The 14,184-nt window shown below is 40.9% G+C and carries 13 protein-coding genes; 6 read left to right on the forward strand and 7 right to left on the reverse strand.

Annotated features, from left to right (window positions below):
• The first annotated feature begins 46 nt into the window (after nucleotides 1–46).
• Complete coding sequence (locus tag DPV95_RS00315; RefSeq protein WP_049366545.1) at nucleotides 47–3,220, forward strand: type I restriction endonuclease subunit R; 3,174 nt, start codon at nucleotides 47–49, stop codon at nucleotides 3,218–3,220.
• A 61-nt stretch (nucleotides 3,221–3,281) separates the two neighbouring features.
• Here the strand turns inward: DPV95_RS00315 and DPV95_RS00320 are convergent, their stop codons facing one another.
• Genes DPV95_RS00320 through DPV95_RS00335 form a run of 4 tightly spaced genes read right to left on the reverse strand, consistent with a single transcriptional unit; the run spans nucleotide 3,282 to nucleotide 7,738 of the window.
• A complete protein-coding gene (locus DPV95_RS00320) occupies nucleotides 3,282–5,225 on the reverse strand; it encodes an ABC transporter ATP-binding protein (protein WP_049366544.1) in 1,944 nt (647 codons plus the stop codon).
• Between the two features lie 45 nt (nucleotides 5,226–5,270).
• Nucleotides 5,271–6,623 (reverse strand): anti-phage deoxyguanosine triphosphatase, encoded by a 1,353-nt coding sequence (locus tag DPV95_RS00325; protein WP_049366543.1) that lies wholly within the window; start codon nucleotides 6,621–6,623, stop codon nucleotides 5,271–5,273.
• Nucleotides 6,620–7,312, reverse strand: a complete 693-nt coding sequence (locus DPV95_RS00330) for a CidB/LrgB family autolysis modulator (protein WP_065243245.1) — start codon at nucleotides 7,310–7,312, stop codon at nucleotides 6,620–6,622. The genes DPV95_RS00325 and DPV95_RS00330 overlap by 4 nt, the downstream gene beginning before the upstream one ends.
• Nucleotides 7,313–7,321: 9 nt before the next feature.
• The gene (locus tag DPV95_RS00335; RefSeq protein ID WP_049366541.1) at nucleotides 7,322–7,738 is read right to left on the reverse strand and encodes a CidA/LrgA family protein; all 417 of its coding nucleotides are present in this window, start codon (nucleotides 7,736–7,738) and stop codon (nucleotides 7,322–7,324) included.
• Nucleotides 7,739–7,850: 112 nt separating this feature from the next.
• Here DPV95_RS00335 and DPV95_RS00340 point away from each other — a divergent pair, with 112 nt between their 5' ends.
• Genes DPV95_RS00340 through queF form a run of 5 tightly spaced genes read left to right on the forward strand, consistent with a single transcriptional unit; the run spans nucleotide 7,851 to nucleotide 11,578 of the window.
• Nucleotides 7,851–8,366, forward strand: coding sequence for a thermonuclease family protein (locus DPV95_RS00340; RefSeq protein WP_049366540.1), 516 nt, complete (start codon nucleotides 7,851–7,853; stop codon nucleotides 8,364–8,366).
• On the forward strand, nucleotides 8,356–9,558 hold the full coding sequence (locus DPV95_RS00345; protein ID WP_049366539.1) for a cysteine desulfurase: 1,203 nt from the start codon (nucleotides 8,356–8,358) through the stop codon (nucleotides 9,556–9,558). Before DPV95_RS00340 ends, DPV95_RS00345 begins: the two co-directional genes overlap by 11 nt.
• Nucleotides 9,552–9,926, forward strand: coding sequence for a SufE family protein (locus DPV95_RS00350; protein WP_049366538.1), 375 nt, complete (start codon nucleotides 9,552–9,554; stop codon nucleotides 9,924–9,926). Before DPV95_RS00345 ends, DPV95_RS00350 begins: the two co-directional genes overlap by 7 nt.
• A 2-nt stretch (nucleotides 9,927–9,928) precedes the next feature.
• A complete protein-coding gene (locus DPV95_RS00355) occupies nucleotides 9,929–10,714 on the forward strand; it encodes a Zn-ribbon-containing protein (protein ID WP_049366537.1) in 786 nt (261 codons plus the stop codon).
• Nucleotides 10,715–10,738: 24 nt separating this feature from the next.
• On the forward strand, nucleotides 10,739–11,578 hold the full coding sequence (gene queF, locus DPV95_RS00360; protein ID WP_049365538.1) for an NADPH-dependent 7-cyano-7-deazaguanine reductase QueF: 840 nt from the start codon (nucleotides 10,739–10,741) through the stop codon (nucleotides 11,576–11,578).
• Between the two features lie 41 nt (nucleotides 11,579–11,619).
• Here queF and tyrA read toward each other — a convergent pair whose 3' ends face one another.
• From tyrA to rbfA, 3 genes are all read right to left on the reverse strand, one after another.
• The gene (tyrA, locus tag DPV95_RS00365; protein WP_049366536.1) at nucleotides 11,620–12,744 is read right to left on the reverse strand and encodes a bifunctional chorismate mutase/prephenate dehydrogenase; all 1,125 of its coding nucleotides are present in this window, start codon (nucleotides 12,742–12,744) and stop codon (nucleotides 11,620–11,622) included.
• Between the two features lie 86 nt (nucleotides 12,745–12,830).
• The gene (gene truB, locus DPV95_RS00370; protein ID WP_049366535.1) at nucleotides 12,831–13,754 is read right to left on the reverse strand and encodes a tRNA pseudouridine(55) synthase TruB; all 924 of its coding nucleotides are present in this window, start codon (nucleotides 13,752–13,754) and stop codon (nucleotides 12,831–12,833) included.
• Complete coding sequence (gene rbfA, locus DPV95_RS00375) at nucleotides 13,754–14,140, reverse strand: 30S ribosome-binding factor RbfA (protein WP_005699364.1); 387 nt, start codon at nucleotides 14,138–14,140, stop codon at nucleotides 13,754–13,756. The genes truB and rbfA overlap by 1 nt, the downstream gene beginning before the upstream one ends.
• Nucleotides 14,141–14,184: the final 44 nt, after the last annotated feature.

Below are 14,184 nucleotides of genomic sequence, written 5' to 3' on the forward strand. Positions count from 1 at the left end.
AAAGAGGGGTTAGGGGAGATTTAAACCACACTCTAAGGAATCCATCATGCTCAACGAAAACGATATCGAACAACTCACCCTTCAACGCCTGCAATCCCTCGGTTGGGAATATCGCTACGGTAAAGACTTGCCCGTTCATGAGGGCAAGTTTGCTCGTGGCGATTTGGGCGGTGTAATCTTTATTGAACAACTGCGTGAGGCGGTGCGTAAACTTAATCCGCAGCTACCTGAAAGTGCGGTGGATTCTGTGGTTAAATCCGCGACAAAAAGTGATATCGGCGATTTGGTGGTGCGTAATCAGGCGTTTTATAAACTGTTGCGTGATGGCGTGCGGGTGGAATATCAGGCTGACGGCAAGCAAAAAATCGAGATGGCGCGCTTGGTGGATTTCGAGCATTGGAAGAACAACCGTTTTGTTGCCGTCAATCAGCTGGAAATCCGCAGCCGTAAAGGGGGCAAACGGATTCCCGATATTATCGGCTTTGTCAATGGTCTGCCCTTGGTGGTATTTGAGCTCAAAAATCCGTTGCGTGAATCGGCGGATTTATTGCAGGCGTTTAATCAGTTTGAAACCTATAAAGATGAAATTACCGAGCTGTTTGTTTACAACCAAACCCTGATTATTTCAGACGGCATTGCTGCACGTTTGGGTTCGCTTTCGGCAGATTTCCAACGCTTTACCCCGTGGAAAGTGGTCGATGAAAAAAATAAAAGCGCACGATTATATTTTGATGATGAATTGCAAAGCCTGCTCAATGGCTTAATGCAGCCTGAGGATTTATTGGACTATATCCGCTATTTCGTCTTATTTGAGCGAGATTCCAGCGGTAAAACCATTAAAAAAATTGCGGCATACCATCAATATTACGGCGTAAATGAAGCAGTAGATTCCACGCTTTTTGCGACTTCAGAAAAAGGCGACCGCCGAATTGGCGTGATGTGGCATACGCAGGGTTCGGGTAAATCGATTTCCATGTTGTTTTATGCCGGCAAACTGCTTGCGCAGCCTGAATTGAAAAATCCTACCATTGTGGTGGTTACCGACCGCAACGATTTGGACGGTCAGCTTTTCCAAACCTTTTCTTCTGGCAAAGATTTAATCAAACAAACGCCGCAACAAGTAGAAGATCGCGATCAACTGCGCCAACTGCTCGCGCAAAATGAAGTGGGCGGCGTGTTTTTTACTACGATTCAAAAATTCGCCCTAAATAAGAAAGAAAGCCACTTCCCCGTTTTAAATGAGCGCAGCAATATTATTGTAATCAGCGATGAAGCACACCGCAGCCAATATGGCTTTACTCAAAAGCTACATGAAGGCAAATTTCAGGCAGGCTACGCCCGCTATTTGCGCGATGCGCTACCAAATGCTTCGTTTATCGGTTTTACCGGTACGCCGATTAGCCTAGAAGATAAGGATACGCAAGATGTGTTTGGGCGTTATGTGTCGATTTATGACTTGCAAGATGCGGTGGAAGATGGCGCAACCGTGCCGATTGTGTATGAAGCGCGCCAAATCCGCTTAAACGAAAAAGAACACGATGAGCTATTCAAAGAAATTGATGATTTGCTGGAAGAGGAGCAATCCCCTGCCCTGCGTTTGCAGGAAAAATTGCTGGGTTCGCAAGCCCGTCTGGCCGATTTAGCCGCGGATTTTGTGCAGCATTTTGCCAAACGCAATGAAGTCGTCGACAGCAAAGCGATGATGGTGGTTTCCAGCCGTCAGATTTGCGTGGACCTATACAATGAAATCATCAAACTACGTCCTGAATGGCATTCAGACAATATCAACGAAGGGACGATTAAAATTGTGATGACGGGTTCTGCTTCCGATGCGCCGGAAATGCAGAAACACGTTTACAGTAAACAGGAAAAACAAACACTAGAACGCCGTTTTAAAGATCCAAATGATGCACTGAAAATCGTGATTGTGCGCGATATGTGGCTGACGGGCTTTGATGCGCCTTGTTGTAACACAATGTATATCGACAAGCCGATGCAAGGGCATAACCTGATGCAGGCGATTGCTCGGGTTAACCGTGTATTCCGCAATAAAAGCCGAGAAAACGGCGGCTTGATTGTGGATTATGTCGGTATTGCTGACGAGCTCAAAAAAGCTACTCAGCAATATACAAACTCACAAGGCAAGGGCAAGCTGACTGATAACGTAATTGATGTGTTCTTTAAAATGAAAGAGCATTTAGAGTTCGTCCGTAGCCTGTTTGCAACGCCGGTTGAAGGGAAAACCTTTGATGTTCAGACGGCCTTAGAAAAAGATAATCCGCATGATCTTCTGATGGCTATTCGTTTTGCCGCCAACCATATTTTAAGCCTCGATCAATTACCATTTGATGGCAAAGCGCACGAGCAACATTGGTTTAATAAAAAAGAAACCGAGCCTCGCAAAAAAGCCTTTTTGAAAGCGGCAGGATTGGTGAAAAAAGGCTATATGCTGTGCGGTGCATTGGCTGAAGTTGAGCCGTACAACCAAGAAATTGCTTTTTATGATGCAGTACGCTCGATTCTCACGAAGCGTGAACAAAATGGTACGGGTTCTAATGAAAGACAGATTTTATTAAAAAAATTGGTCAACCAAGCCGTCTATTCCGAAGGCGTGATTGATTTGTTTGACCTACTGGAAAAACCGCAACCACAAATTAGTTTGCTTTCTGAAGAGTTTTTACAAACCATCAAAAACAGCCCGACTAAGAACTTATGGGTCAGCGCGGTGGAGCGTTATTTGGCAAGCGAAATCAAAGCCAAATCAGGCGCGAATCTGACATTGCAAAAAGACTTCGAGCAACGTTTGAAAGAAGCCCTAAATCAATACCACAACCACAATTTAAGCGTGGTGGAAATTTTGGATGAGCTCTTCAAAATGAGCCAAGACTTCCAAGAACGCTTAGCTTTAGGTGAAAAGCTGGGGCTGAAAAAAGAAGAACTCGCCTTCTACGAAGCCCTCGCCCAAAACCAAAGTGCCCGTGAACTGATGGGCGATGAAGTATTGAGCAAACTTGCCAAAGAAATTACCGATACTTTAAGACGCTCAGTTACCATCGACTGGCAATACAAAGAAGGCGTTCGTGCCAAAATGCGTATTCTCGTTAAACGAGCTTTACAGCGTTATAAATACCCACCGGATAAACAGGAAGAAGCCGTGAGCTATGTGATTAAGCAAGCGGAGGAAATTGCGGAGGATTTAACCGCAGAAAAATCACTATAGGCGTTAATTTCATATAATAAAAAACCGAGCTATTTAGCTCGGTTTCTTTTTTATCTATCCTCTATTTTGCTTCAGCTTGAGTTTTTTTCTCTTCAAGTTCTTCCCAACGGAGGAAAGCTGTTTCAAGTTCAGCTTCGGTGTCTGATAATTCCTTAAGCTTGGCATCTGTTACATCATGGGCTTGTTGGAAAAAGTGAGGATCACCAATTTCAGCTTGAAGTGCGGTAATTTTCTCTTCCAATTCTTCCAATAGTTGTGGAAGTTGTTCTAATTCACGTTGTTCTTTGTAAGAAAGTTTAACGGATTTTAGCTTTTGAGAAACAACGTCATTTTTGACCGCACTTTCCTGTACTTTTGGTGCTTCTTTTTTGGATTTTGGGGTCTCTTGCTCTGCTTTCATCGCAAAGTAATTGGCTTGTTGTCCTTTCGCATCAAAGAAACCGCCTACGTATTTATTCAATACACCGTCGCCTTCAAAGAAATAACACTCCGTCGCGACGTTATCAATAAACTGACGATCATGGCTGACAATCAATAAGGTGCCTTGATAATCCGTGAGGATTTCTTCCAATAATTCTAAGGTTTCTACATCCAAGTCATTGGTTGGTTCATCGAGAATCAATAGATTATTCGGTTTCAGTAATAATTTAGCTAATAACAAGCGATTACGTTCACCACCTGAAAGCGCTTTGACAGGTGTCATGGCGCGTTTCGGTGGAAATAAGAAGTCCTGCAAATAGCCTAACACATGGCGTTTTATACCATTGACTTCAATATCCTGTTTGCCATCGGCAACGTTATCCATCACCGTTTTTTCTGGATCAAGATCAGCGCGATATTGATCAAAATAAGCGATATCTAATTTTGTACCACAATGAATACGACCACTGGTTGGCTTGATTTCACCTAATAAAAGTTTAATAAATGTGGTTTTTCCGCAACCATTTGGGCCAACCAATGCAATTTTATCGCCACGTAAAATGGTCGTACTGAAATCTTTGAGAAGTTGTTTGCCTTCAATTTCATAGCTCACATCTTCCATTTCAAATACTATTTTGCCAGAGCGACTCGAGTTATCTAATTGTAACTTGGCGGTGCCCATCACTTCACGACGTTGGCGACGTTCTTCACGCATAGCTTTTAAAGCTCGCACACGGCCTTCATTACGCGTACGGCGAGCTTTAATACCTTGACGAATCCAAACCTCTTCTTGCGCTAAACGCTTATCAAAAAGCTCATTTTGCAATGCTTCGACACGTAAGCTTTCCTCTTTAGCGGTGAGGTATAAATCATAGTTACCTGGATAAGACACTAATTTCCCGCGGTCTAAATCGACAATACGAGTGGCCATTTTGCGGATAAAAGAACGGTCGTGGGAAATAAACACAATACTTCCGGTAAATTCCAATAAGAAGTTTTCTAACCATTCGATTGCATCCACATCTAAGTGATTGGTCGGTTCATCTAATAACAAGACATCGGGATTACACACCAACGCACGAGCAAGAGCGGCTTTACGCAACCAACCACCCGATAAATCCGCTAATTTAGTATCAGGATTTAACTCGAGCTTTTGCAGGACTTCATTGATTTTATTTTCAAACTGCCAGCCGTTGTCATGCTCTAATTTGGCCTGCACTTGTGCCAGTTGATTAAGAATTTGTTCACTGTAATTTTGTGTCAACTCTTGTGAAATATGGTGATATTCCTTTAACAAATCCGCTAAATGCTCAATCCCTTCCGCCACATAATCAAATACATTCCCTTCAGCATGGCGAGGCGGGTCTTGTTCTAAACGAGAAACTACTAAATCTTTTTCATACTGCACTTTTCCGTCATCCATGGTGACTTGCTGTGCAATAATTTTTAATAAAGTCGATTTACCTGCACCGTTACGCCCTACCAAACATACGCGCTCATTCGGTTCAATATGCAATTCGGCGTGATCAAGTAAAGGATGATCACTAAAAGAAAGATAAGCGTTAGTTAAACTAATTAATGCCACAAAATTGTCCTATAAATTCAAAATATCAATAAAAATAACCGCACTTTAAAGCTGCTGATAAACCTTTAAGGCATAGGCATCTGACATACCCGCAATATAATCACAAATAATACGCTTTTTACCCTGTTCTGGTGCATTTTTCCAACGATTAGCGGTATTCGTTGGCAATAAACGTTCAGGGTCAGACTCAAAAATCTGGAACATTTCTGTGAGAATGCGTTGCCCTTTATATTCAATGCGTTGTGTTTCTACATGACGAATCACGTATTTCCACACAAATTTTTTGAACACATTTAATGCAGCAATCACATCTTGCGGTAGTTCTGCGTTATAACGTAACAAAGGCTCATCAAAATTGCCGGTAACTTTCCAACGCACATGGGTAATAAAGAAATTCACTAATGCCCCAATGGCATTTTTACGCTCGAAATGATGGTTGGAGAATAATCGTTGGCTGACCTGTTCTATATTTTTTGCCAACCAATCTGAAGGAATCGTTTTAAGTTCAGCTAATGCTTCTTGCCATTGATGTTGATTTACCACACCGGTCACAATCGCATCTTCTAAATCATGCACCCCGTAAGCAATATCATCCGCCAATTCCATAATGCTGCAATCTAAAGATTTAAATTGTGTTTTTAAAAACTCGTCAGGTTCTGACCGCACTTTTTGAAATGAACCAAACAAAGTGCGGTCATTTTCAGAAAGGTTTTGCAACAGCCAGTTGAACATTGTGATGTCATCACGGAATAAGCCTTTTCCTGGTTTCCAATCGCTAATTTTGACATAACGCGGATCTGAGTTTTCCGCATGCGGCAACTGGGTATATTGCGGGGAAGATAAGTCTAAAATATTCGGGTATTTGACCACGCCTAAAATAGCACGACGCGTTAAATTCATCCCTGCCGTCTCAGTATAAGGCTCAAGTTTAGTAATGATACGAAATGTCTGCGCATTGCCTTCAAAGCCACCATGATTACACATCATATAATTAAGCGCTACTTCCCCACCATGACCAAATGGTGGATGGCCAATATCATGCGCAAAGCACAAACTTTCAATTAAATCATTGCTTGGTAATAAAGGCTTGAGTTTTTTCTGTAATTCACTTTTTTCGATATGAAGCTGGTCTGAAATAGCAACATAGCTTTCCGCAAATTTTAATTGGGAAACCAGACTGCTACCGATTTGTGCTACTTCAAGAGAATGAGTTAGGCGCGTACGATAAAAATCATTTTCGCCCACCGCGTGAATTTGTGTTTTTGCTTGTAAACAACGGAAAGCGGCGGAATGTAAAATCCGCCCGCGATCACGACGAAATGGCGGTCGATGATCTTTTTCGCGAGGCGGATCAGGGAGGAAACGTTCAGTCCAAAAATCAGCTAATTGGGTTCTCATAAAAATAGATGAATAATATGGAATACTAAGGGTGCTAAAATGGAGCTCATAATACCGCAAAGTACCAAAGAAATCGAACTATAACTACCCGCTTTTGGATCGGCTTCCATACAACTTACCGTACCTAATGCGTGAGAAACCGCGCCAACAGACAAACCCACTGCTTCTTGTTGTTTAATCCCAACTTTTTTCAAGATGAGATAACCAAAAACGGAGCCTTGTAAACCCGCAACGACCACACCTACCGCAGTCACGGCGGGAATACCGCCTAAATGTGAAGACACTTCCATCGCAATTGGTGTGGTAATTGATTTTGGCAATACGGTCGCCACCATTTCAGGACTTGCGCCTAAAATAATAGCAAAAATAGCCCCTGTAAACATTGAGAATATCGAAGCCAATGTGACGACTGAAAGGATAATTTTCCACTGTTTGGCAATTTGACGAAGTTGTTCATACAACGGTAACGCCAGTGCAACAATACTCAACCCTAATAAATTATTAATCGGCGCATTTCCTGCCATATAATTATCATAAGGGATGCCTCCTACTTCTAAGATCAAAACGAGAATGGATACAGTAAGTACGAAAGTATTGAAAATCATGGACTTCCAACGTTTACTAATTTGTAATGCAAGCCAAAATCCAAAAATCGTTAAACCAGTATAAAGATAAATTGCATACTGCATAATAAAACCTTAGTCTGCCTGAAAATTACGTTTCTCTAATACTTTCTGACGTTTATGAGTAAAAGATTGCTTGTAAAACAAATAATTACCCCAAAATGCGATAATAAAGAGCGTCAGAAAAGTACTGAGAATATTTGGAATGAGTAAAATTTTCCATTGAGAAACAAGTAAATCATAATATTTGATAATGCCTACACTCACCGGCACAAAAAGTACTGCCATATACCGAATTAACAAACTAGAACCCAAATAAATCCATTCTAAACGAATGACACGAGTGGTTAATCCAATAAAAAGTATTAATAATCCCCAGATGCTGCCAGGAATTCCAACAGGCACATACTGCGAAATCAAATTGCCGAGTAGCAACATAATGTATAAAATCACGAGCGAGCGAACAAGTTGAACGCCTTTTTGGAGTAACATATTTCCTCTTTCAACTTATTTAACAATAATTCAAATTTATTTTACGCTTTTTTTGTTAGAATTACCCTCTCTTTTTAGTTAAATATTGCGATATAGATCAAAGAAATTCAAAATGATTAAAAAATTCTTCTTATTTTTAACCATAATTTTAACCGCACTTTGGACGCAATTTTCAATCTCAGCAGAACGCCAAGTAGAATGCTGGGTAGTAGGCGTAAGTGATGGCGACACCCTGACTTGCCTCTTACCCACTAAAAAACAATTCAAAGTGCGATTACAAGAAATTGATGCTCCAGAAAAAGGCCAACCATTTGGAAAGAAAGCCAAACAATATCTTTCACAGCTTGTTTTTAAACAAAATGTGACGTTGTCAGTTTCCGGTTATGATCGCTACCAACGTATTTTGGCAACGGTTTATCTACAAGAACAAAACATCAACTTAGAAATGGTAAAAAACGGTATGGCGTGGGTTTATCCGCAATATGCTAAAAATCCACTCTACTTTCAAGCTCAAGATTTTGCCCAACAACAAAAAATTGGCTTATGGCGTGATCCTAACCCTACCGCCCCTTATGAATGGCGCAAACAGAACAAAGCAGGTAAACATGGAGGTCAACATGGCTTTTGATTATCAATCATTTAAAAATGAATTTCCTTATTTTAAATCGCCAAATGCTGTAGTTTATTTGGATAATGCGGCGACAGCACTAAAACCTCAAGCATTAATTGATGCAACGAGTACTTTTTATCAATCGGCAGGCTCCGTGCATCGTAGTCAGTACGAAGCCGCACAAACAGCACAATATGAAAATGCCCGTCACTTAGTCAAAACCTTAATTAATGCAGAAGATGAAAAAGCCGTAATTTGGACTTCCGGAACAACGCATGGCATTAATTTGGTTGCCAACGGTTTACTCCCCTCTTTGCATGCAAATGACGAGATTTTAATTAGCCAAGCGGACCATCATGCTAATTTTGTTACTTGGCACGAAACAGCGAAAAAATGTGGGGCAAAAATTCAAGTGCTGCCTATTTTGGATAATTGGCTAATTGATGAAAATGCCTTAATTGCAGCATTGAATAAGAAAACCAAATTAGTGGCACTCAATTTTGTTTCCAACGTAACGGGAACGGAACAACATATCCAGCATTTAATTCGACTAATCCGTCAACATAGCAATGCGCTCGTTTTAGTGGATGCTGCTCAGGCTATTAGTCATATACAGATTGATTTACAGGCATTAGATGCGGATTTTATTGCCTTTTCTGCGCACAAAATTTATGGCCCCAACGGGATTGGTGTATTAAGCGGAAAACTAAGCTCACTTTCCTTGCTACAACCGCTTTTTTACGGTGGAAAAATGATTGAGCGAGTATCCCATGAATGTATTACCTTTGCCGATTTACCTTATCGATTAGAGGCCGGCACACCGAATATTGCTGGCGTGATTGGTTTTGGTGCGGTGCTAAATTGGCTTAAAAAATGGGATTTTCAGGCCGCCGAGGCTCATGCCGTTGAGCTTGCCGAGCAAAGTAAAGTGCGGTTAAAAAACTATCCAAATTGTCGTTTATTCAATTCACCGCAACCAAGTTCTGTGGTCTGTTTTGTTTTTGATGGGATTGCTGCTTCAGATCTTGCGACCCTATTAAGTGAACAAAAAATTGCGTTGCGTGTTGGCGAACATTGCGCCCAACCTTACTTAGCCCGTCTTGGCGAGCGCACTACATTAAGACTTTCTTTTGCGCCTTATAACAGCCCGCAAGATGTGGACGCTTTTTTTGCGGCATTAGATAAATCCTTAGAGTTATTAGCATGCTAGAAAACATTAAACAGGCAAAAAATTGGGAAGATCGTTACCGGTTCATTATTCAAGCCGGTAAACATCTTCCTCAACCCTCTCCAGATGAATTGGCTCAAATGCAATCAATTCAAGGCTGTGAAGCGGGACTTTGGTTTATGGCCATTCCACAATATGACGATACGTTTCAATTTCAAGCTTACAGTGAAGCACGCATTATGAATGGTTTATTATGGTTGTTACTGCAAAATATCAATGGCCAAACCAGCAACCAATTACAACAATTTAATATTCGTCAATTTTTTGATGAACTTAGTATTGCCTCTCGCTTAAGTGAAACCCGCTTAAACGGTTTAAAACAAATTGAAGAAATCTTGCACAATCTGTAATTATGTATCTGATCGAACCCTTTTTTAAATTAACTGCCTTAGAAAACGACATCGGCCAACAAAGCCGTTTGCTCAATGCAATCATCGACCAATGGCGTTATAACGGACAAATTATCGGCCGTGAAATCCCGCTTTATTTGACGGAGGATGATGGTGAACAAGGTTTTGCGATGCGCGTTATTTGCCCTGAGCAAGATAGTCTTTTGCCAGAGAATAATAACCAAACTGTGAATCTGGCGATAGAACATGCTGAAAAGTGCGGTCTAAATTTTCAGGGTTTTCAAATTATTGCCGATGATTTAAATGCAGACAGCACCGCAGAATGTAGTCAACCAGCATGGCAAATACTCTACACCACACATTTACAATCTTGCTCACCCTTACATAACGGAGATGATTTTTCTCCAATTCCGCTCTATAAACAATTAAAAAATCAACCGCACTTAAGTCAAGATTTGATTAAATGGCAGGAAAATTGGCAGGCTTGCGATCAGTTGCAAATGAATGGTTCGGTTTTAGAAAAAGAATCATTAAGCGAAATCTCCGAGGTTAATAGCACGCTTACTAAACATGGACGATACCTTGCTGCCGAAATTGAAAAAGAAAGCGGCATACCGACCTATTATTATTTATACCGAATCGGTGGCCATTCTTTAGAATCGGAACAAAAACGCTGTTGCTCGCAATGTGGTCGCGATTGGGCATTAGACGCACCGCTATTTGATGTAATTTACTTTAAATGCGACCAATGTCGATTAGTCTCGAATGTGTCGTGGAATTTTTTATAACGCTTTCGTTATTCAGGAAAACAAATGAACTATCAAGATAAAAGCCTTCAATCTTTAAAACTCGGTCAAGCAACAGAATATGCTGCGAATTATGACCGCACTTTGTTACAACCCGTGCCTCGAAAACTCAATCGTGATGGCTTAGGCATTACTGAACAACAGCCATTTACCCAAGGCGCCGATATTTGGACGGCCTATGAAATTTCTTGGTTAAATCCAAAAGGTTTGCCGCAAGTGGCTATTGCCGATGTGGAAATTGATTATCGTAGTGAAAATTTAATTGAATCAAAAAGCTTCAAACTCTATTTAAACAGCTTTAATCAAAGTAAATTTGCTGATTTTGCTAGCGTAGAACGTACTATGCGTGAAGATCTAAGTGCTTGTGCTCAAGGCGAGGTCAAAGTTTGTTTACATCCATTATCCCACTATCAAGGACAAGGTATCGATACTTTAACTGGCGATTGTATTGATGATCAGGATATCGAAATCCACAGCTACGAATTTAATGCAGACATTTTGCAAAATTGTACGTCCGATAATATGGTAGAAGAATCCTTAGTGAGCCATTTATTGAAATCCAATTGTCTTATCACCAGCCAGCCCGATTGGGGAACCGTGCAAATTCATTATGTGGGTAAACAAATCGATCGCGAAAAACTTCTCCGTTATATCGTGTCTTTCCGTCAACATAATGAGTTTCACGAGCAGTGTGTTGAGCGTATTTTCTATGATTTGATGCATTATGCCAAACCAGAAAAACTCACCGTCTATGCGCGCTATACGCGCCGTGGTGGATTGGATATTAATCCATTCCGTTCTAACTTTGAGGAAATTCCGCAAAATTTACGCTTGGCAAGACAATAAATCACAAAAAAAGTGCGGTGAAAATCAACCGCACTTTTATTTTATACATGTCGTAAATCATGAGCTTGTTGCAATAACTGACGACTTTCCTGCAAGAATTGATCTGAATACTCCCCAAACCATTCTCTCACCTGATGGAAAGCATCAATAAACCCTTGGCGATCGCCTTTTTCAAAAAATTGCAACGCTTCTTCATACGTTTGTTTCAGGCTTTCAATCACATCTAAATTTTCAGGCTTATCCATAATAATATCCGCATAAAGTGCCGCATCTTGGGCAAAGAGACGACCAATCATGGCTAATTCTAAGCGATAAATTGGGGAAGATAACGCCAATAAATTGCTTAAATTGACTGGTTGTTTGGAAAGATGCAGACCATTCGCAAAAGTGGAAAAGTGACGTAATGCTTGAATGTACGTCATATTGTGGTCGTGCTCTGCAGCATCAATTTGATAAATTTTTGCACCCCAGATTTGAATTTGCTCTAGCAACCATTCATAACGCTCCCTAAAGCGCCCATCACACCGTACAACCACTTGTTTTGCCATGCTCGCGATATCTGGGCCAAACATTGGATGTAGCCCAACCACTGCCCCTTTATGCACATCTAACATTTTAGCCAATGGCGCACGTTTCACGGAGGTGAGATCCGCCAGTAGCATATTTTCCGTTAAATAGGGTTTTAAACGTTCTATGGTTTCTAACGTGTGATCAATCGGTACTGAGATAATAACAACATCTGCATTCGTTAAAATGTGTTCTGCCACATCCCAATCATCACGATCTAAAATAGAAATGGGATAACCAGAAGCACGCAAATAGCGGGCAAATAACTGCCCCATTTTTCCGTAACCACCGACGATAACAATTTTGTTAATAGCTGGGTTCAGGGTTTTAAAACCAAATTGATTTTCATTGGAGTAAGATTCACGCATGAAACGACGGAGCACATCTTCGATGAGTTGAGGAGAGATTCCTGCTTTCACCGCTTCTTCTCGGCGTGCTTGTAACATCGCTAATTCACGATCAGGTGCATAAATTGGTAAACCTTTTTCGTGCTTTACTTCGCCGACTTGGGTCACCAATTCGAGGCGTTTAGCAAAAAGTTGAATCAGTTCGCGATCGAGTGTATCAATTTCCTGACGTAAATGATTAAGGACATCCATAATTCACCTGTAATATCTTATTTACATAGATTGCAATTAAAAGGTTACAGGTGAGATTACTGGAATTAAAACAGAAAGGCAAATGATTAGAGAGATTGTGTAATCAAACGTTGTGGACGAATTACATTGTTATCATCGATAAGTGCCACGCCTAAAAAGACATTCTTGTCAGAAAACAACCGCACTTGACCATATAATTTTGCTTCATTAGCAAATTTGACACGTTGCCCAAAGCCGATACCTTTACTTTGTTCAGCATTTAACTGTAACGCTGGTAATTTGCTGACCGCTGTATCTGTCGGTAAAAGATGTTGATCAAGTTGAGCAAGATCACCTTGCTCTGCAAGCGCCTGCAAAGCATCCCATGTCATCATCTTTTCTGTTGGATAATCCGCAACCGCAGTTCGACGTAATACAGTCACATGAGCACCACAACCTAACACCTCACCTAAATCATCCACTAAAGTACGGATGTAAGTTCCTTTCGAACAATGCACTTCCAGGGTTAAAAAAGGTGCTTGATACTCGATAAAGTTTATTTCAAAAATCGTGATAGGACGTGCTTCACGTTCCACCGTAATGCCTGCGCGAGCATACTCATACAATGGTTTTCCATTGTGCTTTAATGCAGAAAACATGGTCGGCACTTGCAAAATATCACCACGAAATTGTTCAAGTGCGGTCAAAATTTGTGATGTTTCCACATTGACTGGACGCGTTTCGACCACTTGTCCTTCTGCATCTGAGGTATCCGTACGTTCACCTAATTTTGCTGTAACCACATAGCGTTTATCTGCATCTAATAAGAATTGCGAAAACTTTGTCGCTTCGCCTAAGCAAATAGGTAGCATACCGGTTGCTAATGGATCGAGCGCACCGGTATGCCCTGCCTTATTCGCTTGGAATACGCGTTTCACCTTTTGCATAATATCATTAGATGACATGCCTTGTGGCTTATCTAATAAAAATACGCCATCAATATCACGCCCACGCTTACGAGGTCTCGACATTAGTCATTTTCCTCAACGTGTTTTTTCTCGTCTTCACGTATTACGTTTGTCACCAAATTAGACATACGCATCCCTTCGACTAAGGATTGATCGTAGAAGAAACGAATTTCCGGCACAATGCGTAAGCGCATTGCTTTACCCACTAATGAACGAATGTAAGGTGCCGCTTTTTCTAACCCTTTCATGCCCTGTGCAATCGCTACTTCATCATGATCAAACAAAAATGTGACAAACACTTTTGCATAAGCTAAATCGCTTGATACTTCCACATCAGACACGGTTACCATGCCAATACGGGGATCTTTCACTTCACGTTGCAAAATGATGGCGATTTCTTTTTGTAATTCTTGTGCAACGCGATCGCTGCGTTTAAATTCTCTTGCCATAATATTTCTCTTATTAAAAAGCGGTCAAAAATACGTTGAATTTT

The sequence above is a fragment of the Haemophilus parainfluenzae genome (genome assembly GCF_003252755.1).
Lineage (GTDB): Bacteria > Pseudomonadota > Gammaproteobacteria > Enterobacterales > Pasteurellaceae > Haemophilus_D > Haemophilus_D parainfluenzae_N.